Source organism: Methylibium sp. (assembly GCF_013817345.1).
In the GTDB taxonomy this organism is placed as follows: domain Bacteria; phylum Pseudomonadota; class Gammaproteobacteria; order Burkholderiales; family Burkholderiaceae_C; genus Methylibium.
In genome coordinates this window covers 1-23,239 of record NZ_JACDCW010000029.1, presented here as the reverse complement: position 1 = coordinate 23,239, position 23,239 = coordinate 1, and the positions used below count along the sequence as shown (strand labels likewise).

The following is a 23,239-nucleotide window of genomic DNA, read 5'->3' as shown; positions in this document are numbered from 1 at the left end:
GCTTGCCGTTCCTGACGTCCAGATCATTGATGACAGGAATGCTCTGTTTCTGCTGGCCGGCGCTGACCTGCTGGCTGGCAGCGCTCTCGTTGCTTTATGCGCTGCCAGAGAAATTCCAGTTGACGGCACCGTTTGCGGATTTTTCCAGATATAGCAGTGGTTCCGACACACTGATTGCAGGCAGCACGATCCTGCCGTCGAACAACGCGCGCAAATCGATTGATGCCGTGAGGGCGCCGGCCTCCAGCATGTTGGGTCGCTTGCTCCAGTCAACATTATCGATGCGTACCCCTGTGGCATGAATCGTTGGCAACATCGAGTAATCGATATCGACGCTTTCGGTGATTTCCACATTCCGCCCGAGCGCACGGCTCGCGCCAAATTCGATGAGGCGTTCGGTAAAGAACGTGACGGCAATCGCGATCACCAAAATAATGGCAAGAAGGATGATTCCTGCCCATCGTAGACTTTTCAGCATGGTTCTAGTCAATCAGCGCATCGGCTCGATCTCGATGGCTGCCGCCTGGCGGTAGCCGGTCACCAGCTGGTCGTCGAGCTTGATCTGCTGGAGTGCCTGCTCGGGCACCTTGACCTCCACCGGGACACCGTCGGTACCCCGCAAGGTCAGGATGCTGTGCTCGCGGTCGATCTGGAAGACGTTGGCCACCGTGGTGACACTCTCCACCGCCGCAAGACCCGGCTTGCCGCCCGGCAGCGCCTGGCGCGCCGCGTCGGCTTGAATCTTGGTGCGGATCTCACCCAGCTTGTAGTCGTTGCCCGTGCCGTCCTTGGCGATGGCGATCGCGACCGCTTGGCTGTAGCGCACCGCCGCCTTGTCGCCGACCTTGAGGTTGTCGAAGTTGTTCACGTTGGGCCCGACGGCGATCGTCGCCGTGCGGCCCTTGTCACCCTCCACCCGGATCACCCGCTTGGCGGGATCGATGGCCGTGATCTTGCCGGCAATTCGGGTCACGTCGGCCGTGACGACCGGGCCGATGACCTTCGGGTTGACCGTCGCCGAATTCGTGGTGCCTGGTTCGACCATGGTCTGGCCCGGCGCGGTCTGCGCAAGCACGGCCACTGGGGCGCCGAGGCCCAAGGCGCAGGCCGCGATGGCGAGTCTCGAAGATGATCGTTTCATGCTGCTCTCCTTTGCCTACCAGGCGATGGAAGTGAAACGGGCAATGAGCCCGAGACCCATGCCCTGCAAGGGGCGTTCCCACGCCGTGCCATCAATTCCGGTGGCGCCGCGCACGGCACGCTGACGAGGAATCATTGACGTGAAGACGTTGCGGAGTCTCGGCGGTCTGACGTGGCGCGAGTTGGCCGAAAACGCTGCGCCGCGCGGTCCAGGATGCGGTGTTCCCAAAGTTCACCCCAGACGTGCGCCGCGCATCGCGCGCCGGGTGGGGCAAGCTGCTCGCTGTCGGCGCCGAGATTCACGAATACCAGCCGACCATGTTCCATTCCAGGTGATGGTGGTGGATCGGCTGTGGGTCTCGGTCGGCTCGACCAATTTCGACAACCGCTCGTTCAGCATCAATGACGAGGCCAATCTGAACGTCTACGACGCGGCCTTCGCGCGGCGCCAGCGCCGGCCCGTCGATATGTTCGAGGAGGAGCGCGCCCACCTCAAGCGGCTCAACCCCGTCGGGTTCGACCTCGCACGCGTGCGCACGGTCAGCGTCAACAAGCAATTCCGCGTCGCGCTGGACTCCAACACCTACTCCGTGCCCTCGCGCCACGTCGGCCAGCGCCTAACCATGAAGGCCTGGGCCGACCGCGTGTGCATCTATGCCCAGGGCGAACTCGTCGCGCGCCACCCGCGCAGCATGCAGCGGCACAAGGACATCGAGCTGCCCGAGCACGCGCAGCAGCTCGTCGTGCAGGCGCTACGCTGCTGCGCGCGGCGGACAGACGCGCCACGTGTTGCGGGTCGATGTCGAGCAGGAGCCGGTCGACCGGGCTTTCGATCGCGCCCACGACCTGGCCCCGCAGCGAGCCGACAGGCACCGCGAGCTGCCGGCCGCCGCCCGGCAGCAGGCCTTCGCCGACTGTCAGCACGGCATGGCGGACCTCCCCACTGCAGGTGTCGATGACCAAGTCTTCGACGGAGCCGATCGCGTCGCCCCGGCGGTTGTGGACGGTGGCACCGAACAGGTGGGTAGCGCGGTAGCCGCGGTGGCTGGCGATGGCCGGGCCGGACAGTGCGGCTGCGGCCTGTTCGACGCGCACGGCGCGTTCCGGATCGCCCGGCTGCTGCGCATGCGCCGACGCCACGAGGACGGCCACGACGCCAGCCCCGGCCAGTAGCACGCGGGCGCGCAACAAGTCGCCTCTCGTCATGAGTCACGCTCCGTTATGCAAGGGTGCGGCAAGGGTACGGCTCGGCTCACAAGACGTGCAGCGCCGAGGGCGAGCTGCCGATGATCGCCTGCCCTCGCACCCCCTTGGCGCCTATGTACTCAGCGGCTCGGCGACGCGGCAGCCGGATCGCCCTGACCGGCCATTGCGCCGCCCTCGTCAATCGACACGGCCGCCGCCTGGCGATAACCGACCACCACCTGGTCATTGAGCTGGATCTGATCGAGCGCTTGCTTGTCGGGAACCTTGATCTCGACCGGTACACCGTCGGTGCCTCGCAACGTAAGCACGCCGCGCTGGCGGTCGATTTGGAACACGTTGGCCACCAGCGTGGTCCTCTCCATCGCCGCCATGCCAGGCATGCCGTCCTGCGCCTTTCGGGCGGCGTCGGCTTCGATCTTGGTGCGAATCTCGCCGAGCTTCACATCATCCGTGCCGATGCCGCCCTTGGCGATGGCCAGCGAAACCGCTTCGGTGTAGTGCATCGTCACGCGGTCGCCGAGGTCGATGGTGTCGAAGTTGGGCACGTTCGGCCCGACCACCAGCGTGGCCATGCGGCCGTCATCGCTGCGCACGGCCACCGTCCGCTTGGTGCGGTCGATGTGGCTGACCTTGCCGGTGATGGCCACCGTATTCACTGCGACGGCGGGGCCCTTGACGGCGGTTGCGCCCGGGATCGACGGCGCAGCAGGCCGGTGCTCTGCGCGAGCGCGGCGCCCGAAATGCCGATGCCGATCGCCAGCGTGGCAATCGTGAGAGAGAGAGAGGGAATCGATGTTGCATGGCTGTTCCTTGAATAGAGCAGGCTTGGCGCCTTCGCGCCGGGCCTATTTCTATGAAGCTGGCCGGCGCGGGCGACGATCAACGCGCAGGTACGGCGGTGTAGTTGTCCGTGAACTCTTCACGGCTGATGCGGCCGTCGTTGAGCACCTTGTCGTGCTTGATGTGGGTGAGCAGCTCGGCAACTTCGAACTCGCGCCCGAGGGCCGGGCCGTCGCCGTTGGTCGGGCCCTCGAAACGGCTGCGGTCCTGCGCGTCGCGACCGTCGCCGATGAGCAGTCCGATCGGCATGTCGGCGGCGATCACCTTCCAGGCAGCGCGCGAGCGCGACAGCTCGCGCTCGAGCCAGTTCAGCTGCTCGCGGCCGAAGAGGGCCGTCTCAGGGCCGGGCGCCGTCTGGCGGTTGAAGCTGTTCGGGCCCCGGTAGCTGCGCATGTCGACGACGAACACGTCGAGCAGCGGCCCGTGGCTGAACTTGCGGTAGATGCGCTCGGACTCCACCGCCCCGAAGGGCCGCATCGGCGCGTACTCTAGGAAGGCGCGGCCACCCCGCGCGGTGAGCAGCGGAACGTTCTTTTCGGTATAGCGGCTGTCGCCGGAGAGGTCCTTGGCGTCGGACCAGTTGTTCGTCACCTCGTGGTCGTCCCACTGCCAGATCTGCGGCACCTCGGCATTGAAGCGGCGGACGTTCTCGTCCAGCAGGTTGTAGCGGTAGCGCCCGCGGAACTCGTCGAGGGTCTCGGCGACCTTGGACACTTCCGGCGTGACGATGTTGTTCCATGTGCGGCCGTTCTCGGCAACGAGCGAGGACGTGATCGGGCCATCGACATAGATGGTGTCGCCGCTGTGGATGAAGAAGTGCGGCCGGCGCTGGCGCATCGCTTCGTAGATGCGCATGCCGCCGAAGGCCGGGTTGATGCCCCAGCCCTGACCGGCGGTGTCACCGCCCCAGACGAACCGGATGTCGCGAGCGCTGAGCGAAGGGGTGCGCAAGCGGCCGAGCACCGGCTCGCTCAACGCACGGCTGTTGTCCAGGCCCTGGAAGCTGGCACGCACGAACACGTCGCGCCCCGGCGGCAGACCGACCAGTTCCTGGCGGACCGTGTAGTCGGTCGATTTCAGTGCGTGAGGGCCGATGACCTTCCTGGCATCTGCGAACTGCTCGTCGAGCGCGTACTCCACGATCAAGCGCGCCGGGCGGTCGCTTCGGCTCCACACGATGGCGGATCCTGCGCGGGAATCGCCGAACTGCAGGCCCTGGGCCGCGACGGGGCGTGCGCTCGGGTCGGTGATGACGGCCGGTGCTGATTGCGCCTGTGCCCAGCGCGGTAATGTGGCAACGCCAAAAGCAGCCGCGGTGGTTTTGAGGAACCGACGGCGATGATTCTCGATGCGATCGTTCATGAAGGACTCCAGTGTTTCGGTCGGGACGATGGAGGACGCCAGAAAAGCGACACGAGTCAGGCGGCTCTGACCGCACCCACTCGCGGTGAACTCAGTCGCAGGCTCGCCGCACCGAGCGGGTCAGGCATTCGGCGTACTCGGGGTCGACCTGCAACCGGTGCAGGGCGCGCGCAGCGACCGCGGTGTCGAAGAAATCCGAGAACATCCCGTCAACGCCGAGTGCGTAGAACTGCAGGTACTCGTTGAGCGGATTCCCCGCGTAGTCGCCGGCGAGGCGAGGCTGCTCGCTGCGAAAGGTGTAGGGATGCACCAGCAAGCCGGCCTGGTGGGCGCGTGCGACCAGATCGCTCGGCGGTGCCAGCTTCAGGCTCGCCTCGCCCGGGCCGCTGCCGGCCGGATCGGCGACGGTCGAGACGATGTAGCGCTTCCAGGGCCCGATACCGTCGGCGTAGGACGCAACCTCCTGCAGGCCCGCGTCGGTCGCGAAGTAGCCGAAGGTGCGCGCCAGCAGCTGGGGGTCTCGAGAGGCCGTCCAGTCGTAGGGACGGTCGAACGGAGCGCTGTAATCGAGCGTGCCGTCGGGCTTGACGTTGTTGGCATCGATCAGCTGTATGAGCCGCACGCGCGTCATGCGGTTCAGGGCCTTGAGGTTGGACTGTTCGACCGACTGGATGAATACGGGCGCCTCGCGGTAGTTCCAGCCGTGGCGCGGCAGCACGGCCAGCAGGCGCTCCTCGAGCGGCAGGCCGAGCTGAGCGTGGTAGGTGGGGTGCTTGGTTTCGGGGTACACACCGACGCGGCGGCCGACCTCCTTGGACTTGCGCTTGGCCAGTCGATCACTTCGTCGAAGGTCGGGATACCGAATCGGCCGTTGAACTGCTGCGGCCGCTCGGCAAAGGCTTGCTTGGCACGCAGGCTGCGGATCTCGGCGAGGGTGAAGTCCGAAGCGAAGAAGCCTTCCTCGGCGAAACCGTCGACCACCGCCGTGCGTCGGCGCGAAGCGAACTCGGGCCGGCTCGCGACGTCGGTCGTGTTGAGGATGTTGAGCTCATGCCGCACGATCAGGTGACCGTCCTGGGTCGCCACCAAGTCCGGCTCGATAAAGTCGGCGCCGAGCTCGATGGCCAGCGCGTAGCCTTCGAGCGTGTGCTCGGGCAGATAGCCGCTCGCACCGCGGTGGCCGATCTCCAGCGGCGCCTCCGCCGGCGCTCGCCGATGCCCGTGCTTCCATCGCTCGGACGCGGCAGCCGATGCCGCGAAGCCAGCCAGGCCGGCGATCAGGGTCAGCGTCGCGACGCCGGCAGTCAGAAGCTTGATCATGGAGTGCTCTGCGAGTGAGGGGCCAGCCACACGATAGGCAGGGCGCGTGACGCCGGGGTGACTTGCCAACCGGGAAGGCCAGTGACCGCCGGTTTTGCGGCGCCCCTTCGCAGCATCTCTCGATGCAAGACGGCTGGCGCATCGACAGCATCGTCGCTCGGCGGCACCAGGACGGCTCTCAGGCCTGCCTCACCACGCCTATGCCTGCGAAGACAGCTCCGTCAGCGTCGAAGGAGATCTTGAATGGCTCATGCCCCGGTTCAGTTCATACCCAGCGAATAGACGCATAGCCGTCGGCGGCCAGCACGGTTGCGAGCAGGACGGCGGCGAGCACGCGCCGCGAAGTCGGGTGGATCGTCATGGTGCAGGTCCACGTGCTCGGGCGGGCGGCGAAGGCCGTCCCGTCATCGGCGCCGTCCGGCTGAATCGGGAACGCGAGCTGAGCCCGCAGCCGCGCGATGTCGGTCTCGATGTCCAGGCGCGGTCCCCATGTGCAACTCGATCGCATCGCGGCATGCTTCCAACACGGCTGGCAAGGCGCAGGCCGGCGCAAAGGGCTCGGGTCCGCGCCTGGCCTATGTCCCGGCCGCAGCGGCGGCGTGCGGCTTGCGCGCGATCACGGTGGCGAAGGACTTGATCCGCCCGCCGGGCGCCTCGAAGTCGCTGAACTCCGAGCGCAACAACTCCCACTGGGCAAAGTGGTCTGCCAGCGCGGCACGCTCGAACAGGCAGTGGCGATCGGCATCGAACATGTCGAGGTAGGTCGTGCCTTCGATCAGCACGTTGACGATCGCCGTGCCGCCTTCGCGGACGTGCGCCTGGATGTCGCCAAGAGACCACCGGGCGCTCGGACAATCGAAGAACATCAGCAAGCCGATCGACACGGTCGTGTCGAACGTTTCGCCGATCTCGTAGTGACTCAGGTCGACTTGAGGTGCCTCCACGTCGAGGCGCTCGGCGGCCGCGACGCTACGCAAATGCTCGATGGCCGTCGCACTGCCATCGAGCGCGAGCACCGAACAGCCACGCCGCGCAGCCGCCACCGCGAGGTTGCCCATGCCGCACCCCAGATCCAGTACGCGTCCGTTCAGATGCGGCAGCGCCGCCAGCTCGAAGGGATTGAGCGCGAGGTCGTGCTCGCGAACCTGCCGCTCGAACTGCTTGTCGAAGAACTCGACACTGGGATTCCCACTCATGTTCCAGCCTTGCCGGTGCACACACGGCTGAAGGATAGCGCCGCGCTCGCGTTGCTGCGGGCCAATCAAGATCGGGCGCCGGTCAATGCGAATGCCAGTGGTGCTCGTCCGGAAAGTGCTCGTGCAACTGCGTCAGCGGCTCCTTGCGATGGCGGTGCGCATGTTGCATGCCTGGGTCGGCCGCCGGATGGTGGTGCCCCTGGTGTCGAAGAACGAATAATCTGGCAATTTGAACGAATGATCTGACAACGGTCATCTCTTGCAAGCGCCAGATCTGGCGCGGCCTGAATGGCACTCTTACCGGCGTTGCCGTCTGTTGCCAGATCGCGACGCTGCGCGCGCTTTGAACGAATTCTCTGGCAATGCGTGGCACGACGAACGCAAAAACTGGCAACGTGTTGCACTGATCCTGCGCCGTTGTAGTGGCCAAGAAGCCTGCCGCGAAGTCCCTGCCAGCCCACAACCGAGCCGCCGGTCGACTCGAACAGATTGCTGACGCAAGATGGACACACGTCGAACGCGTTGTTGAGACGATTCGATCGCTCGGTGATGCACCGCTGGCCCTCGCCACGGCCGAACGCCTGGCCAAGCGCCTCGGGGTGAGCTGGCGGACCGGGTACCGCTACCGCGACCGTCTGCAATCCGTTGACGAAGCCACTGTGCTGGGCCTGAAGCGCGGCTGGAAGCCCCCTGCAACTCGCCTGTCGGCCAAGCAAGAACAAGCCGTCGAAGAAGCCATCAACGCCCTGCGAAAGAAGCCGGGGCCGCTGCGCGTGGTCGACCTGGTCGAGGAAGTCGGCGCGCGGTGCCGGCTGCTGCGCGTCCGCTGCCATTCTCGCCCGGCTATCGACCGACGCCTCAAGCGCGCTAAGGGCGTCAAGATCCTCCGCCGCGGCGTGGCCGCACCGGGCACCGCCGACCCCCGCATCTCGCCCGGCTCGTTCATTGTTTCGCGTCCTCTGGACGTCGTGCAGATCGACCACACGCCGATGGACATCGTGGTGGTGGACGACCTGTACCGGCAACCGCTGGGCAAGCCCTACCTGACGATGGCCACCGACGTGGCCACGCGCTGCGTCGTCGGCTTCGTCATCTCCTTCGTGCCGCCCGGCGCCGGCACCGTGTCGCTGTGCATGACCCTCATCGTTTCGCCCAAGGGCGCCTGGTTAAAGCAACTCGGGCTCACAGGCGAGTGGCCGATGGCGGGCCTGCCCAAGACGCTTCACCTCGATGGCGCAGCCGAGTTCAAGAGCAAGGCGCTGCGCCGCGGCTGCGGCCAATACGGCATCGAGCTCGTCTACCGAGAGCGCCCGCATTACGGCGGCCACATCGAGCGGCTCATCGGCACCAAGATGAGCAAGCTCAAGGCCCTGCCCGGCGCCACCGGCGGCTCGCCCAAGGCACGGCGCTCGTATGACCCCGACAAGCATGCCGCATTGACCCTCGGCGAGCTCGAGGCCTGGTTCGCGCAGCAGATCGTCGGCCGCTACCACCAGGAACCGCACCGTGGTTTGAAGGGCGGCACACCCGCCGGCGCCTGGGCACTGCACCCTGCCCCGGCCCTTGCCCCCGGGCCGCTCAAGCGCTTTCGGATCGCGTTCCTGCCGGCCATTAGCCGCACGCTGCGCCGCGACGGCATCGTCTTCGAGCACCTGCGCTACTGGCACCCGATCTTCGCGCAGTGGCTGGCGCGCCGCGAGCGGCTGGTGTTGCACTTCGACCCGCGCAATCTGTCGAAGCTGTACGTGCCGCACGAGGGCGACTACCTGGAAGTGCCGTTCGCGGACTTGCGCTTGCCGCCGAGCTCGACGACGACCGGCGTCTTGCGCACATGGGCGAGGATCACTGGATCGACTACCCGACGGCGCGCGAAAGTTCCCGCACGCAAACAGGCCGCCTTGAACGATCATTGCTTCGACTGGGACTTGCGCTTGCCGGCATCCGTCGCCCGTCCCTTGGCTTTGGGTGCCTTCGGCAAAGCAGCGGATGCAAGAAGCTTGGCGCCCGACGCCTTCGCTGGCGAACGGCCTGGCTCCGTCAGTTTCTTCTTGGGCGACGGACGCAACGGACCCTTCACGCTTGCCTTGGTTTTCGGCTCGGGCTGCGTGCCCTCCATCTCGAGACCGAAGAGCGCCGAGAGGTCGTCACCGTCGAGAACTTTCGCCGATGTAGGCGTCTTCGTCGAGAGGGTGCGTCCCTTCGCGGCGCTGACGATCAGCTCAGCGTGATCGACGGCGCGCAGCTTGAACGCGAGCTCGGGCTGCTCGTCGAGCCGGGCGCCGATGCCGTAGAGCACGGCCGCCACATGCTTGCACATCGAGGCCCAGTCCGGGCAGCTGCACGACAGCTTGATCTCCGCGGGGGCTGGAAAGAGACCCACCCTCTGCTGGCAAACGCGCTCCATGACCGCCTTGGAGAGGCGCCCCTGCAGGAGTTCGACCAGCGAATCGATCGAGCCCGAACAGTCCTTGCAGATCGCGCTCCAGTGCGCCTTCGGGATCGGGGAGACCCTCGCGGTCACCTTGTACAGCTCAGAGCCCATGACCATGGCCCGGATCTCGCCGCCGTTCACCTGGAGATCGACCACCGAACCGTTGCGAACATAGGTTCGCCCGCGCGGAAGCCGGTTGGCAAAGTCGCTGTACGACTCGAGGTTGTCGCACCAGGCTTTGCCCCAGAACGTCGTCCCGAGCTTGCGCCCTTGAATGGTCACCGGCGAATGCGAGTGCTCCTTCTTGCGCAGCTTGGCCATTTCACGCTCGGCCTTCTTGCGCCGCTCGGCCACGCTGACATACGGTTTCCAGCCGAAGGACATGGTTCAGTTCTCCGCCATCGCAGATTGAATGTCGAGCGCGACCAGCTTGAGCAGTTCGTCGTCTTTCATCTCGGTCAGCATCAACTCCGCGCCCCCTTCGAGCAAATCCGTCGACAGCTGGCGTTTGGCCTCGATGAGCTCGTCGATTTTTTCCTCGACCGTGCCCCGGCAGACGAACTTGTGCACGAGCACGTTGCGTCGCTGCCCGATCCGGAAGGCGCGGTCGGTAGCCTGATTCTCCACCGACGGGTTCCACCAGCGGTCGAAGTGAATGACGTGTGAGGCGGCGGTGAGGTTGAGCCCGGCGCCGCCGGCTTTGAGCGAGAGCACGAAGAAGGGCAGCGCCTCGTCGCCCTGGAAACGCCGAACCAGCTCCTGCCTTTTCTTCACGTCAGTCTCACCGTGCAGAACCAGGCCCGGGCGTCCGAACACCGAGCCGAGAAAGGCCGCAAGCGGCGCCGTCATCTCCCGAAACTGCGTGAACACCAGCACCTTCTCCTGCTTGGCCGCAATGACCTCGGCGAGCTCGCGCAGGCGGCCCCACTTGCCGCTGTCGTTTTCACCCCAAGCGTTGTCCCCCAGCCATTGGGACGGGTGGTTGCAGATCTGCTTGAAGCGCATCAGGAACGCGAGCACGATGCCGCGGCGTTGAATGCCGTCGGCCTGGTCGAGGTGGGCCGCGAGCTCAACGACTGCCGCCTGGTAGAGCGCGGCCTGCTTGCGACTGAGCGGGCAGTACGCCCTGACCTCGGTCTTGTCGGGCAGGTCGGCAATTACCGATTTATCGGTCTTCATGCGCCGCAGGATATAGGGGCGCACCAGCTCGCGCAGCGGACCGTAGGGGTTGGGTCGCTCGGCCAGGCGCTTGACCAGCGTGGCGAATTGCTTGGAAGAGCCCAGCAGCCCGGGGTTGATGAAATCAAAAATCGACCACAGGTCACCGAGCCGGTTCTCGATCGGCGTGCCGGTCAGGGCAATCCGGGCCTCGGCGCCGAGCTGCTTGGTGGCGCGGGTCTGCTTGGCATTCGGATTCTTGATCGCCTGCGCCTCGTCAATGACGACGAGACGCCATGGCGTCTCCTTCAGCCACGGCAGGCGCAACAGCGTGCCGTAGCTGGTGATGACGAGGTCGAGCTTGGCCAGTCGGTCTGCGTCGATCGCTGCCAGTTCGTTGGCGGGCAACGCAGAGGGATGCGCCACGAGCACATCGAGGCTCGGCGCGAAGCGCGCGATCTCGCTCGCCCAGTTGCCGAGCAGCGACGCCGGGGCGACCAGCAGGCTTGGCTTCGCCGACGTTCGGGCGTCGGTGCGCTTCAGGTCCACCCGCTTCAAAATCAGCAGCAACGACAGCACCTGGATGGTCTTGCCCAGCCCCATGTCGTCGGCCAGGCACGCACCCAGGCCGAGCTGGGCCAGCAGATGCAGCCAGCGCACGCCGACCTGCTGATAGGGCCGCAGCGTCGCCTGCAACGCCGGCCCCGGGTCCAGCGCGTCGAGTGCCTGCGGGCTGCGCAGACCGTGCAGTGTGTCGGCAAGCCAGGGACCAGCCACCACCTGCGACCAATCCGCGCCGGCTTCGGAGGCGGCCCCTGTATCTGCTTGATCGGCGCGCGCGAGCATCCTCATGGCATCGCCGAAACTCAAGCCTCCCGACGAAGCGGCCTCCTGCGCGTGCTGATAACGCTCGAGCACCGCGGTGAGCTTGTCGTGGTCGATCTCGACCCAGTGGCCGCGAATGAGCGCAAGCCCGTTGGACTGGGCGAGCAAGGCCTCGATCTCGCCGGCGTTGAGCGGTTCGCCTTCGAGCGTGACGTCCATCTGAAAGTCCAGCAGGGCGTCGCGTCCCAGCGTCGAGGGGGTCGCCGCACCGAGGGTGGCCGTCACTTGGGCGCGGGCTGGCCGCCCTGCGCGCCAGCGGGCGGGCATGCGCAGGACGATCCCCGCCGTCTCCAGTGTCGCGGCGTCGCGCAGCAGCGCGAAGGCGTCTTCCGGTGTCCAGCGCAAGGGATGGAAGATCTCGCCGCTGTCGACCATCGCCTTGAGCCAGGCGCACTGCTGCGCCGCTCGCTGGACTGGCAGCAGCAGTGACAGCAGTTCCTGGTTCGACGCGTCGGCGTACTCTCGCAGCGCCCGCCCCAGGGGAAGGTGCTGGGCTTTGGACTGCCTGGACAGCCGGGTCGTGTAGGTGGCGACGAATGCGAACGGCGCCTCGTCGTCCTTGCGGTTCTCGGCCAGATTGAAGTGCACGCGACCGACGAGGTTCCAGGCCGGGTCGTGGCGTCGGAGGAAGTCCTGAACGGTGCCGCCCGCCTCGATCAGCTCGGCGGCAAACGCCGCGTCGAGGTCTCGCCAGAGTGCGGCAAGGGCGGTCCCCGTCAGGTACTCGGCGCCCTCCATGGGAGGCGCGGCATCGGCCAGCGACGCCAACACCTCGTCGGCGGGTGGAGCGACATGAACCGGGGCGCCGCGCTCTTCGGCGTCCGGCAGTGTGCACAACGCGGTGACGTAGCGCGCCGCGAAATCACGCCAATAAGACAGGACTGCAGGCAGCGCGCTCGCCACCTCGCCCGCGCCGAGCTGCAGCAGGCCATGGCCCGAGCCGCGCGTGAACGCCTGCAGAAGGCGGCCCGCGGTGGCGGCTTCAAGCAAGGGCGCCTCGACCGCAGGACTCAAGGTGAGACGGCCGTGCGGCGTGAACACCGGCGCCAGCGACACCGAGCCCGCGGCGTGAAGCGTGCTGTCCGCGTTGTCCGACGGCAAGGGGCTCATCGGGGCGCCCGCCGAGCCTCCCACGGTTTTGTTCAATCTGCGCTCTTCTCCACTGCGCGGCCGGTTCCCCAAAACGTCTCCACGGCTCTCATCCGCCGGCGCTTCTCGGTCGTGACGTAGACGGTCGTGGTGGCCAGCGACGCATGCCCCAGGTTCTGCTGCGCGATCTCGATTGGCATCCCGCCGGCGATTGCGTGGCTCGCGTGCGAGTGGCGCATCCAATGCGTGCTGGCCCGCGCAAAGCGCTCTGCTCCCTTTGCATCGCCCTGCCCTCGCAGCACGCTGGCACAGTCCGCAAAAAACGCCTTGATCTGGTCATAGAACGTCGTCGCTGCGATCCCCTGCCGAGGGTCGATCGCTTGCCCGGTGCTGAGCCCGGGCGCGCGTTCCGCAGCGTCGCTGGCCTTGCCGAGCAGGAACGCCCCTTGATTGCCGATGTCCTCCGGGTCCGCATCGAGTCCCCGCGAAACCAAGTACCTCGCCAGTTCGCCCACCACGTCGGCCGGCAGCGGCACCTCGCGTTCCTTTTGGCCCTTGCCGACGACGCGCAGCAGCCAGCCCTGCATCGGTTCGTCGTCGTGCGCATCGGCCGGGTACTCGACCCACTGCATGTCGTCGACCGTGGCAGCCACCACTTCCGACAGCCGAAGCCCAGTCGCGTAGAGCAGGTGCAGCCCGAAGACCAGCCGCTCGTTCGCCGAGGTCGCCGGCAGCATCTTCAACTGCCCTTCGATGAAGTCCCACTGCGCCAGGCTGAAACTCCGCCCGGCGTTTACCTTGGGCCCCGCGGTGCGTGGCACGCCGACCGCCGACCAGGGGTTCCCCATCAGGTAGTTCTGGTCTACCAGGAACCCATAGAGGTTCTTCAAGATCGTGACCGCATGTCGTTGCGCCGACGCCGACAACGGCCCTTCAAACGGCCGCCACAGCGGCGACCAGCGCTCGCGTCCACGATCGCCACACCAGCGGCTGCGCGGCTGCGGGTCGGCCAGGAAGTCCCGGTACTCGATGCAGTCCTCGTTGCTCATCGAGGACAAGGCCTTGCCCTTGTGCGTGATGGCCCAGAGCAAGAAGCGCTCGGCTTCTTTCCGATACGCGCGCTGCGTGTTCGACAGCGCCTGCAGCCAGTCCATGCTTTGCTCGACGCCGTGGTTGCCTATGACATCGCGCTGCCGGCGACGGGCCTTGAGGTGGGCCTTCTGATCTGGTGTGAGGCCGTGTTTGGAACGCAGCCAGGCGAGGATGGCCTGGTAGTCGTTGGTCGCCTTCAGCAGGCACTGGGCCTGCGGGCGCCGGTACAGCCCTCGCGTGCCGTCGAGCTCGGCCGGCACGATGAACTTTTCCAACGGGCGGATGGCCGTGGCCGGCGCGACGACGGCGTTGAGTTCGTGTGCGTAGAGCTTGCTGCGCGCCATCGCCACATGGCGGCCAAGCTGCAGCTCGATGCTGTCCGGGTGCCCGCGCAACCACTCGACGATGCGCAGGGCCTTGCTCTCCCCCATCGCCCTGATACCGGCGTGCCACCGCCGGCCGACGCCGTTGATGCGCTCGACCAGCTGGGCCAGCGTGAAGATGTCGGCCGCCTCCAAGTGGCTGGCCAGTGTCGGGTTCAGCCAGGCGGCAACCGAATCGCCGGCCTTCGGGGACTGGGCGACGAGGCCTTCGAGCCAGCGCAGCGCTTCGAGCTGGCGGGCGATCAAGCGGGCGCGCCGACGCAGTCGCTGCGTCGCGCGGCCGTACTCGGCTTCGTAGGCGGCCATCTGCTCGGCCTGGCGCTCGTCTTCCAGGCCATGCCCTTCGGCGAAAGCTTCGAGGCTCGGGAGTTCAAGCGACGGGTCGGCGATGCGGGTGGCGTCGATGCGCACCAGGCGCGCCGTGCCGAACCGATCCTGGCGCTTTGCAGCGGCAGCGAACTCGTCGCGAATCCAGGCGATCGTGGCGCGCACGGTGCGCTGGTCGGTGGCCTCGCCTTCGACACGGAAGTAGCGCTCCCAACTCTCGCGGGGATCGAGCCCCTGGACCACCGAGCGCATGAAGGCGAAGTGGCCGACGTGGAGCTTTCGCTGCCGTGCGGCGCTGACCGAGGCGAGGCTGCGCGACAGGGTGCGGGTGGACGTACCGAACAGCGGCGCCAGAGCGCCCTGCCCTGCACGCTCGCCCTTCATGCCAGCTCCGGCCAGTGCTTTGGTGTCGCGGGCATTCATTGCGCGAGCCGCGACAACGCGGCGACCAGGTTGATGCGGGCCTGGCTGTCGAGCAGGGCCACCGCCCCCTCACCGTGGTACAGCCGCGGCCGGTCGAGGAAGCTTTGCAGCACCTGCGCCCTCGCCTCCTGGTACCTGAACCCCGGCACCCAGGCGTACTCCTTGCGCACGTCCTGGTCGTAGCGCTCGAAGCGCTCGGCGGGACTGCCCAGGATGGACAGGTCGATGTCTACGAGCAGCCGTGCGTCGAGACTCGACGCCAGCGTGGCCGGCGTGGCCCCATGCTGCGTTGCCATCACCAGATCGTGAACGCGCTGCGCCGTGTCGCTGTCGGCGCCGGCGCGGGTCAGTGAGCGCGCTACCCACGCGGCGCTGTTCAGCTCGTTGCTTCCGTCTCGGGGGGCGTAGATGGCGTCGTGGAACCAGAGCGCGATGGCGACCTCGCCGGGTCGTTCGCAATGGCGTTGCCAGCGCGTCCACAGCGCCAGGCATTCACGCAGGTGCCGCTGGTCGTGATGGTGCCGGTGGGGCTCGGACCATGCGGCCATCAGTTCAGACAGCAAGCCCGCAGGCGCCGGCCGGCCGAGCGACCACCAGGCCGCGTCCCAGGTCGCGCCGAGCGCGGCGTCGTCGAGCGGGGCCGGGTAGGTGTCAGACACCGGCACGGCCAACCGTCACAGCGACTCGGACCACTTCAGACCCCACTTCTCGATTGCCGCTTGCACCCGCCGGTCGCCGTTGGGCACCAGGCGGTACAGGTCGGACTGGCCCCAGCGCAAGGCGTCGATGCACAGCAGCATGTCGTCGCTGATCGCTTCGTCGACCGCGCGCAGCTCGAACAGGTCGAAGGGGAAGGCCTCGCCGTTGTAGGTCGCGGCGATGAACAAGGCGATTCGGTGGATCTGGCCGGAGTCGTGGGTTTCCGCGAGCTGCAGCAGCCGCTGGTAGGCTTGACCGCCCTTCTCGGTGGCTTCGGCCTTGCGCAGCACCATGCGCTGCATGTCATCGTCAGGGTCCAGCGGGTTGGCCATGCGGGCTGCCTCGGGTCGTTTGCGATTCAGTTGCGGATGTCTGACGCAGCACTCAGCACCGGGTGGCCGAGGGCCGCGGCGGCGGCGATCAGGCGGGCGTCGAGGCTGACCAGAACCAGGGACCGGCGCAGGGCGAGCTCGAGGTAGGCCGCGTCGTAGGCGCTCAGGCCGTGTGCTGCCGCCAGCCGGTCCAGACTGACGAAGTCGGGGATCTCCGGGTCGAGGTGCACCGGCAAGGCGCTCAATTCGGACGCGATTTCCGCCCGGCGGTGGGCGTCGATGCGACGCCGTCGCTGCGCACTTTGCAGGACGTTGGTGCACTCGAGCACCCAGAGCGCCGGCGCCCACAGCACTTGGGCGCCCAGCGCATCGAGCAGCCCCTCGGTGAACGGCGTGGCCTCGTCCGCGAAGAACCACGGCATCGTGACCGACGCGTCGATCACCCATCCCGCCGTAGCCGGGCCGGACGACGGCTCCGGGGCCATCAGCGCCGGCCCTCTTCGATCATGTCCCGGATCGAGCCCCCGTCGCCCGGCGCCTGGCCTGCGCGGCTGCGGCGGATCCTTGTCGCTAGGGCGTGCGCCTGGCCGATCGTGTCCGGGGCCCGGGGCGGCATCAAGCGGGCGACCTGCTGGCCGCGTCGGGTGATGACGATCTCCTCCCCGCGCGCGGCGCGCTCCACGAGTTCGGACAGGCGGTTCTTGGCTTCGAAGATGCCGAAGGACGTCATGGTGAAGACTCCAGGGCCATGGTCACCGTGTCGGTGACAGCTAGCTGTCTAGATTGTAAACACATGGTCCCAGAGGCTGCCGAGAGGTTCTACGGGCACCTCCGGTCTGACTGGTGTACAGACGCAAGCATGAGGATCAAGCACTTATGTGATTGTGTCCTGGAAAAGTCCCGTTTGTCATCACGTTCTGAGCACGATGATAATATGACTTATCATGTATTGCACTGCAGCGCCGTGCCACCGCCCTGCGCGGTCGTATCGGGAAACACTTCATTGATTCCGTCTCGCACCCTCCCCCCTTTGCGATGACGAGACGCTCAGGCGTCGCCATGCTCAGGTGTGAGTTGTGTATTGAGGAATGCGCTCCAGCGAAGCTGTCCGGCGGACAGGCTGGCCTGCGGTATGACCCGGCAAAGGTGGCGGCGGCCGTGGCCTTCGCCCGCCGGGCGCAGGGCGCCGTGGAAGGCAAGCTGGCGGCCATCGGCTTCGAGCAGCGCCAAGAGATCGCGGCTGAAACCTGGACACAGGAGGCCCTCTCGACGGCAGCCATCGAGGGAGAACGGCTGGACCTGGCAGCGGTCCGCCCGTCAATCGCGCGCCGCCTGGGGGTCTTTCAGTCGAAGAGCACAGACACCCCCCGCCACGTCGAGGGATTGCTGGACGTCATGGACGACGCCGTAACCCAGGCCGACAAGCCGGTGACGCATGAGCGCCTACATGCTTGGCAAGCTGCGCTGTTTCCTACGGGGTTTTCGGGCATGAGCCGGATTCGGGTCGGAGGCTACCGGGAACATGCCGAGCCGATGCAAATCGTCACTGGCCGCATTGGGCGCGAGACGGTCCATTACGAGGCGCCGCCCTCGGCCGCCGTCCCCGTGGAAATGGAGAGGTCCCTGGCATGGCTGGACGGTCCAATAGAGCCGAGCGGCCTGGTCAAGGCCGTGCTGGCACACCTCTGGTTTGAGACGATCCACCCCTTCGAGGATGGCAATGGTCGAGTTGGGCGTGCCATCGTCGATCTTGTTCTGGCCCGGGATGCAGGCGAACCGAGCCGAGTGCTACGAATCTCCCAGCAACTGCTAACACGGCGCGGCGACTATTACTAGCAGCTTGAGCGGGCACAGCACGGGGCGCTGGACGTCACTGCCTGGGTCGTGTGGTCGACCTATCGCTGGCCAAGGCGATGTTTTGGAACCAGCACCGCGCCAAGAACCTCAGTCCACGCCAGCGCATGGCCATCAATGCGTTGCTCGACGCTGGTCCAGGGGGCTTGGAGGGCGGCGTGAGCACCCGCAAGTACGAGAGCCTAACCGGTGCCGCGCGAGCAACGGCATCACGCGACCTGATCGAGCTGGCGGCGTTGGGTTTGCTGGTTCAGGTAGGCGCTGGCCGTGAAACGCGTTACGACTTGCAGATAAAAGGTTGGGCGCTGGCCTTTTCGCCCCTCCCCGGCTCGCCCCGAAGCTCACGGCCACCTGGAAAATGAGCGCAGTAGAGCATTCGGCTTCAGCCCTTGAGGAAGTCCTCGATGACCTTCACCAAAGCCTTGCGCTTGGTCTCTGGCAGCGCCCCGGCCTCGAAGCGGACAACCGCCCTCCCCTTAGCATCTGCAGTGAGTCTTGCCGCGACCTTCCCTGCCTTTGAAATCGTCAAAGCCTGAGATGCCGACCGGCCAGGCGCCGGCTCGGGCAGTCCGACCAGCTTCGACAGGACAGTGGTCGCGCCCATATCGCCGCGCTTTTCCGCGATAGCGCGCGCTCGTGAAAGCGTGCCGTCTGGGTCCTTCTGCATCGCCTCCGTCAGCGGCGCAGCCCAACGGAATTGGATGTCGAGAGGGCTTTGAAATGCCGCGACGACAGCTTCAGGCAACCGCGCCAGCGAAACGCTCTTGGACACCAGCGAAACGTCGACACCAAGGCCCTCGGCCAATCGGCGAAGTGAACTATAGAGCCCGTCATCAAGTGCCCTTCGGTACATCGTGCCTTGCTCCCAGGCAGACAGGTTCTTGCGCCCGCGGTTCTCTCGCTCCATCTGTTCGAACAGGCTGACGTCCGACGCCTCTTCGATGGCCGAAAGAACCGGAATGCCCAGCTCCGCGCAGGCGCGATGCCTGCGATGTCCGAAGATCAGCTCGAAGGTCGGTCCACCGGGGGGTGTTGAACCGTTCAACACCGACACAGGGCGAACCTTTATGGGCTGCACGTTGCCTCCCGCCGCCGCAATCTCAGCCTTCAGTTCCTGGAACTCAGGGGTGAGAAACGACGCTTCGTGGCGGTTGGCCCACTTGGACTGTCGGATGAAGGATGGATCGAGCCTTCGAAGTGGCGCTCCTTCTTCCAGCGACCTCACGCGCGCCTTCAGCGCTTCAGCCTCCTGAACCGCGCCCGATTGCGCCGTCAAAAAACCCATCATCGTCCCCGGCGCCGTCTTGGCCTTTGATGACTCTGCCGCGGGGACGCCGTCGCCAGCCGCCTTAGGCCCGGCCTGCAAACCCGGGATCAGGCCTGCCTTCTCGAACATCTTCCTAGCCATCACTCAGCCTCCTTCTCAGCGGGTGTTGAACGGTTCAACACCGTGGCCGAACGACCTGACGTCTCGGTCGCGCCTGCGTTCGATTCAACCTGCCGACGCCACACGGCTTGAACCGAAGTTTCGATGTAGCTCACCATCAAGTCGTAAGCATCCCTGGCGCGCTTGAAGGTTCTTGCATTGCCGTCGTACTTGGTGATGTCAAAGACCGTACCGAACTCAACCGTCGCCGACGCGGTAACTGCCGACTTTGGTATCTCCATTGGTAGCACGGAGACCCGGTTGGCATAGGTGCTCTGAATCCACTGCTTGACGATCGCGCCCGTGGCATCCGAGCTGTCGACTCGACTGAGCAGAATGTTCATGAAATCGAACTGCTTGTCGTGTCCACGGTTGGTGAGCAACTGCGTAGTCAGATCAGAAAACAAGGACCAAAACTGAGCCGCAGAAGCGAAATCCAACGTGCTGGGTGGCAGCGGCATGATGATCCCGTTGCTGGCCAACAGCGCATTGATTGTCGTGTAGGAGAGGGCAGGGGGGGTGTCGATAACGATGACGTCGTAGTCGGCGCGCACGTCGTCGATGCCATAGTTCAGGACGTTCCAGAACTCGAAACCTTCCTCCTTGGTTTGTCGAGCTGGCAGCGCGAACTCTGCTCCAAAAAGCAAAGGCGACGCTGGGACCAGGTCGATGCCGTCCCAATAGGTCGGGCGGATCGCATAGCGAATCGACATCTCTGCGCCCATCACCAGAGGCAGGATGGTGTCCTCCTCCTCCACTTCTGCGTCGGGCAAGATCCCGAACAAGGTTGTCAACGAGCCTTGCGGGTCGGTGTCAATGACGAGCACCCTGTGCCCGAGCAGCGACATCCCCTGAGCCAAAGTGATCGCCGTCGTCGTCTTGCCGACACCGCCCTTAAAATTGGCAATACTGATGGTTACGGCCTCGGCGCCGCTCGGCCGCAAACTCTCTTTGCGGTACTCCCGCACCCAGGCCCTAACCTCGGGCAGAGTGAACTGGCGGCGATTGCCGACATCGTTCAGCGTGCCAGGCGGTAGATCTCCACGCCCCATTCGGTGTGTCAGCGATCCCTTCTCAATGCCAAGAAGCAATGCGAGCTGGCTCAGGTTCCAGATGGGTGCTGCTTTGTGTGTCGTCGGCGACAACATTGCAGATCGGATCTGCGACATCATTTCGACTGAGTGGGCCGCCTGTTCTGCGATGTCCGTAAGGCCAATCGGGGCAGGCGCCTTAATGTTGAGCTTTGACATGTACTCCTCCAAACTGGAGTTTACCGCTCGCTTTACGCTTATCTGGCCCTTCAAGGTAAGAACGTCTACAGGTCAACTGGTCGACTCGTTGAAAGCTGGGCCGACTACCGCGGGTGCTTTTGTACTGGTTTTTGAAACCAAAGTCCCTTGGCGCGGGTTCAATAGGTTGCAAATCTTCAATACCTTCTAAGATCTTTAGACCCGAAAATCATGTTATTAATCAAGCACTTAGCGCAATCTACGCGAGGGGATATAGGAGATGACGTGAGACTGTTTAGGGGGTAAGGTGAGTGGGTATGGGCCGTTGCGTGAGAGTCGCTAGGCTGTCTAGTGAGTGGATATGGGTTTGCTTCGCATGGCGTGTCGCAGAGGGCCGGCCGGCGCAGGAAAGGCCGTAGCCGCCTTCACGTGAGCTGTTTTGGGTGACTCCGCCTGTTCCCGCCGTGTTCTCTGTCGTGAAGTCGGCGATCGCCTTACCAACGAATGAGCCGCGCAAGATCGGACAGGCCGCGGGCGGAGTACTAGCGAGACGTGAGGGCTTCGGGGCGACCGACCGCTTGCGCAACGTGAGGACTTTTGGGTACCAGGTGCGTACCCAGCGATCGGCCGCCACGACAGGGAAAGCTGTGACGTGAGGACATTTAGGGCATCGCAATAGAACGTGAAAGATGCTTTTCACGCTACGATGGCGGAATGGACCTTTTCACATGAGCCGTCAGGGCGCCGCGCACAGGGATCTCATTGAGAACCCGCTCCGCAAGCCGGTCAACACGCTGGCTATCGTGCCCACGAAGTCCAGCAAGATCACCGTTCTGGCGCGCAAGGCGTACAACGTGTTGCTCTACATCGCGCAGGAACAGGGCATTGAACAGGAAGTCTTTCGGGCGCCCCTGCAGAGCATCTTGCGCGGCGTGGACTTCAATTCCAACGCCCGCGAGATCGTCAAGCAGCACCTGCGCGCGATGGTCAGCACGACGGTTGAATGGCAATCGCCGACGGCAGGGGAGGGCGAGGCATGGAACGTTGCCGGTCTGCTAGCCCACGCGAAGGTCTATAAGCAGAGAGGTGAAAACTGGGTTGAGTGGTCGTTCGCGCCCAACATCAAACATGAACTGCTTGAGCCGCAGCGGTTCGCTAGGTTGCGCCTCGACGTCATCTCGCAACTCAGGCGCCACTCGGGCGTTGTGCTCTACGAAATCTGCGCCCGATACCGCGATGTCGGCCTGACAGCGCGGCAGCCATGGCCATGGTGGCGGCCCGTCTTGACCGGAAGCCCGGATACCGAAGACTCGGTCAAGCAGGAGTACCGCTTCTTCAAGCGCGACGTGCTGAAGCTCGCTATCGCCGAGGTCAACGCGGTGACAGACCTCGACGTCGAGCTGATCGAGCACAAGGCCGGGCGCTTCATCGCCGACATCCAGTTCAGGGTAGGGAAGAAACAGCAGGAAGCGCTGCCATTGCGGCACCCGCCTGTGCCTGTCGACCTGTCTCAGGTGGTGCGCGCGACGGCCGCCGGCATCCGCTCTGAAGATGCCGAAGCGTTGATCCAGACGCATGGCAACGAGGCTATGACGGTTGGGCTCGACGCACTTCTGAAGCGCATCGCCAACGAATTTCCGGAGCCCTTGCGCGACCCGTACCGCTACTTGCGCGCGCTCCTCGAGTCCAACTCTGCAACGGCGGCCAAGAAGGCTGCTGAGGGCAGTGCCAACCCACCAGCGAGCAGCGCCGCTGCAGCTGCAGCCTTGGAAGGGTGGACCTCTGAATGGGTCAATAGACGGCGAGCGCAGGTGTTGGCAGAGTTTGAAGCGCTGTCGCCCGAGACGCAAGCGGACTGGGTCGAGCGGCTGCGGGCGCACCTGCATGAGCGCGGCGTACACCCGTCCATCCGCAAGCGGCTCGAAACCAATGGATGGAAGCACCCGATGGTTACGGGCGAACTGATCCGATTCTTCAAGGGTGCGGACTGGGACAAACCCACGCCCCAAGAGTTGCTCACGATCGCTGCGCAGCGTGGCGGCCGGTAGATCGCCGAGCACGAAGGGCTGCCCGCGGATCATGCACATATCGCGGGCGGCCGGTCCGCGGCCGCAAGCTGAGTCCCTCCCAACGGCACTTCGGCGCCTACGTCGGCGTCTATAGCGGCGGCCACTTGGGCGGCAGAGTGAGCACGCTGCCCCGCGGAAACCGATTGGGCCGGTCGGCCTGCCCGGCACCCGTGCTGGCTCGCGCGATCAGCTCCCACTTCAGTGTCCGACTCGCCGCCTGCACGCCGGTCGCGATCGATTGCAGCACCGCGGCCGCCGCCGCCTGAGCCATGTGGCGAACCACCGCGCCATCCAGGCGATCCTCGACGCCCGGGCCGAGGATCGCCAATCTCCGAAAAGCTGCAGAAGCTCTCCGGCGAGCACCCTGCTGAAGTCCGTCGCAGGCATGCAGGTGGTCGAAGGCATGCAGGTGGTCGAAGGCGAAGCCACGGTGCGCGCCGGACAGAAGTTGTTCACCGTGCAGAGCACGACGCCGCGAGACGCCGCATTCACCCAAACGCTGTGTGCCGACGTGCAGGGTTTCAGCAGGCGCGGGCTGGGGCGCGGCGCTGACCGCCAGTGAAATTCCGCACCGGCCCTAACATTCGCGCTGTCGCCACCCCCAACGCCGCGCCGCCGGCGCGCAGAAGTCAAATGAAACGTGTGCTGCTATTCATCGTCACCAACCTCGCCGTGATGCTGGTGCTCGGCGTCGCCGCCAGCGTGCTGGGCGTCAACCGCTTCCTGACCGCCAACGGGCTGAACCTCGGCATGCTGCTGGCGTTCTCGGCGCTGATAG

Annotated in this window: 23 protein-coding genes and 4 pseudogenes; 7 read left to right on the top strand and 20 right to left on the bottom strand. The window is 65.5% G+C overall.

Going from position 1 to position 23,239, the window contains the following annotated elements:
* Positions 1–94: 94 nt before the first annotated feature.
* On the bottom strand, positions 95–478 hold the full coding sequence (locus tag H0W40_RS07705; RefSeq protein ID WP_292444977.1) for an AsmA family protein: 384 nt from the start codon (positions 476–478) through the stop codon (positions 95–97).
* A 12-nt stretch (positions 479–490) separates the two neighbouring features.
* Entirely contained in the window at positions 491–1,141 is a 651-nt protein-coding gene (locus H0W40_RS07700; protein WP_292444974.1) for a hypothetical protein, read from the bottom strand.
* 242 nt (positions 1,142–1,383) lie between these two features.
* Here H0W40_RS07700 and H0W40_RS07695 point away from each other — a divergent pair.
* Positions 1,384–1,616: pseudogene (locus H0W40_RS07695) on the top strand (phospholipase D-like domain-containing protein); the annotation flags it as partial.
* A gap of 70 nt (positions 1,617–1,686) precedes the next feature.
* On the opposite strand, the gene H0W40_RS20020 reads toward H0W40_RS07695, so the two are convergent.
* The 8 genes and pseudogenes from H0W40_RS20020 to H0W40_RS07660 all read right to left on the bottom strand — a co-directional run bounded on the left by H0W40_RS20020 (position 1,687) and on the right by H0W40_RS07660 (position 7,064).
* On the bottom strand, positions 1,687–2,346 hold the full coding sequence (locus H0W40_RS20020) for a PRC-barrel domain-containing protein (RefSeq protein WP_367153769.1): 660 nt from the start codon (positions 2,344–2,346) through the stop codon (positions 1,687–1,689).
* A gap of 119 nt (positions 2,347–2,465) precedes the next feature.
* Entirely contained in the window at positions 2,466–3,002 is a 537-nt protein-coding gene (locus tag H0W40_RS07685; RefSeq protein ID WP_292444971.1) for a hypothetical protein, read from the bottom strand.
* On the bottom strand, positions 2,999–3,229 hold the full coding sequence (locus H0W40_RS07680) for a hypothetical protein (RefSeq protein ID WP_292444969.1): 231 nt from the start codon (positions 3,227–3,229) through the stop codon (positions 2,999–3,001). The genes H0W40_RS07685 and H0W40_RS07680 overlap by 4 nt, the downstream gene beginning before the upstream one ends.
* Positions 3,226–4,548, bottom strand: a complete 1,323-nt coding sequence (locus H0W40_RS07675; protein WP_292444966.1) for an alkaline phosphatase D family protein — start codon at positions 4,546–4,548, stop codon at positions 3,226–3,228. The genes H0W40_RS07680 and H0W40_RS07675 overlap by 4 nt, the downstream gene beginning before the upstream one ends.
* A 91-nt stretch (positions 4,549–4,639) precedes the next feature.
* Entirely contained in the window at positions 4,640–5,338 is a 699-nt protein-coding gene (locus tag H0W40_RS20015; protein WP_367153766.1) for a glycerophosphodiester phosphodiesterase family protein, read from the bottom strand.
* 98 nt (positions 5,339–5,436) lie between these two features.
* Positions 5,437–5,868 (bottom strand): annotated as a pseudogene (locus H0W40_RS20010) (glycerophosphodiester phosphodiesterase family protein); the annotation flags it as partial.
* Positions 5,869–6,133: 265 nt separating this feature from the next.
* Entirely contained in the window at positions 6,134–6,376 is a 243-nt protein-coding gene (locus tag H0W40_RS07665; protein WP_292444963.1) for a hypothetical protein, read from the bottom strand.
* A gap of 67 nt (positions 6,377–6,443) precedes the next feature.
* Positions 6,444–7,064, bottom strand: coding sequence for a methyltransferase domain-containing protein (locus H0W40_RS07660; RefSeq protein ID WP_292444960.1), 621 nt, complete (start codon positions 7,062–7,064; stop codon positions 6,444–6,446).
* A gap of 599 nt (positions 7,065–7,663) precedes the next feature.
* Between H0W40_RS07660 and H0W40_RS07655 the strand changes: the two genes are divergently transcribed.
* On the top strand, positions 7,664–9,292 hold the full coding sequence (locus H0W40_RS07655; protein ID WP_292445023.1) for a Mu transposase C-terminal domain-containing protein: 1,629 nt from the start codon (positions 7,664–7,666) through the stop codon (positions 9,290–9,292).
* Between the two features lie 65 nt (positions 9,293–9,357).
* Here H0W40_RS07655 and H0W40_RS07650 read toward each other — a convergent pair.
* The 7 genes and pseudogenes from H0W40_RS07650 to H0W40_RS07620 all read right to left on the bottom strand — a co-directional run.
* Positions 9,358–9,468, bottom strand: a pseudogene (locus H0W40_RS07650) (SWIM zinc finger family protein); the annotation flags it as partial.
* 414 nt (positions 9,469–9,882) lie between these two features.
* Positions 9,883–12,648, bottom strand: coding sequence for a DEAD/DEAH box helicase (locus tag H0W40_RS07645; protein ID WP_292444957.1), 2,766 nt, complete (start codon positions 12,646–12,648; stop codon positions 9,883–9,885).
* A 32-nt stretch (positions 12,649–12,680) separates the two neighbouring features.
* Complete coding sequence (locus H0W40_RS07640) at positions 12,681–14,852, bottom strand: phage integrase family protein (protein ID WP_292444955.1); 2,172 nt, start codon at positions 14,850–14,852, stop codon at positions 12,681–12,683.
* Entirely contained in the window at positions 14,849–15,511 is a 663-nt protein-coding gene (locus tag H0W40_RS07635) for an N-methyl-D-aspartate receptor NMDAR2C subunit (protein ID WP_292444953.1), read from the bottom strand. Before H0W40_RS07635 ends, H0W40_RS07640 begins: the two co-directional genes overlap by 4 nt.
* 15 nt (positions 15,512–15,526) lie before the next feature.
* Positions 15,527–15,883 carry a hypothetical protein gene (locus tag H0W40_RS07630; protein ID WP_292444950.1) on the bottom strand — a complete coding sequence of 119 codons (357 nt, stop codon included), beginning with the start codon at positions 15,881–15,883 and terminating at the stop codon, positions 15,527–15,529.
* A gap of 26 nt (positions 15,884–15,909) precedes the next feature.
* A complete protein-coding gene (locus H0W40_RS07625) occupies positions 15,910–16,368 on the bottom strand; it encodes a type II toxin-antitoxin system VapC family toxin (RefSeq protein WP_292444947.1) in 459 nt (152 codons plus the stop codon).
* Positions 16,368–16,613: a type II toxin-antitoxin system Phd/YefM family antitoxin gene (locus H0W40_RS07620; RefSeq protein WP_292444944.1), complete on the bottom strand. Its 246-nt coding sequence runs from the start codon at positions 16,611–16,613 to the stop codon at positions 16,368–16,370. The genes H0W40_RS07625 and H0W40_RS07620 overlap by 1 nt, the downstream gene beginning before the upstream one ends.
* A 305-nt stretch (positions 16,614–16,918) precedes the next feature.
* On the opposite strand from H0W40_RS07620, the gene H0W40_RS07615 reads away from it, so the two are divergent.
* Positions 16,919–17,719, top strand: coding sequence for a Fic family protein (locus H0W40_RS07615; protein ID WP_292444941.1), 801 nt, complete (start codon positions 16,919–16,921; stop codon positions 17,717–17,719).
* A gap of 50 nt (positions 17,720–17,769) precedes the next feature.
* Entirely contained in the window at positions 17,770–18,099 is a 330-nt protein-coding gene (locus H0W40_RS07610) for a hypothetical protein (protein ID WP_292444937.1), read from the top strand.
* A 20-nt stretch (positions 18,100–18,119) separates the two neighbouring features.
* On the opposite strand, the gene H0W40_RS07605 is transcribed toward H0W40_RS07610, so the two are convergent.
* Together H0W40_RS07605 and H0W40_RS07600 are read right to left on the bottom strand one after the other, a co-directional pair.
* A complete protein-coding gene (locus tag H0W40_RS07605) occupies positions 18,120–19,145 on the bottom strand; it encodes a ParB/RepB/Spo0J family partition protein (RefSeq protein WP_292444935.1) in 1,026 nt (341 codons plus the stop codon).
* The gene (locus H0W40_RS07600; RefSeq protein ID WP_292444932.1) at positions 19,145–20,413 is read right to left on the bottom strand and encodes an AAA family ATPase; all 1,269 of its coding nucleotides are present in this window, start codon (positions 20,411–20,413) and stop codon (positions 19,145–19,147) included. The genes H0W40_RS07605 and H0W40_RS07600 overlap by 1 nt, the downstream gene beginning before the upstream one ends.
* Positions 20,414–21,120: 707 nt before the next feature.
* Between H0W40_RS07600 and H0W40_RS07595 the strand changes: the two genes are divergently transcribed.
* Positions 21,121–22,440: a RepB family plasmid replication initiator protein gene (locus H0W40_RS07595; RefSeq protein WP_292444929.1), complete on the top strand. Its 1,320-nt coding sequence runs from the start codon at positions 21,121–21,123 to the stop codon at positions 22,438–22,440.
* A 109-nt stretch (positions 22,441–22,549) separates the two neighbouring features.
* Here H0W40_RS07595 and H0W40_RS07590 read toward each other — a convergent pair whose 3' ends face one another.
* A complete protein-coding gene (locus H0W40_RS07590) occupies positions 22,550–22,789 on the bottom strand; it encodes a hypothetical protein (protein ID WP_292444927.1) in 240 nt (79 codons plus the stop codon).
* 57 nt (positions 22,790–22,846) lie between these two features.
* Here H0W40_RS07590 and H0W40_RS07585 point away from each other — a divergent pair, with 57 nt between their 5' ends.
* Both H0W40_RS07585 and H0W40_RS07580 read left to right on the top strand, forming a co-directional pair.
* A complete protein-coding gene (locus H0W40_RS07585) occupies positions 22,847–23,023 on the top strand; it encodes a hypothetical protein (RefSeq protein ID WP_292444924.1) in 177 nt (58 codons plus the stop codon).
* A gap of 71 nt (positions 23,024–23,094) precedes the next feature.
* Positions 23,095–23,239, top strand: a pseudogene (locus tag H0W40_RS07580) (zinc metalloprotease HtpX); the annotation flags it as partial.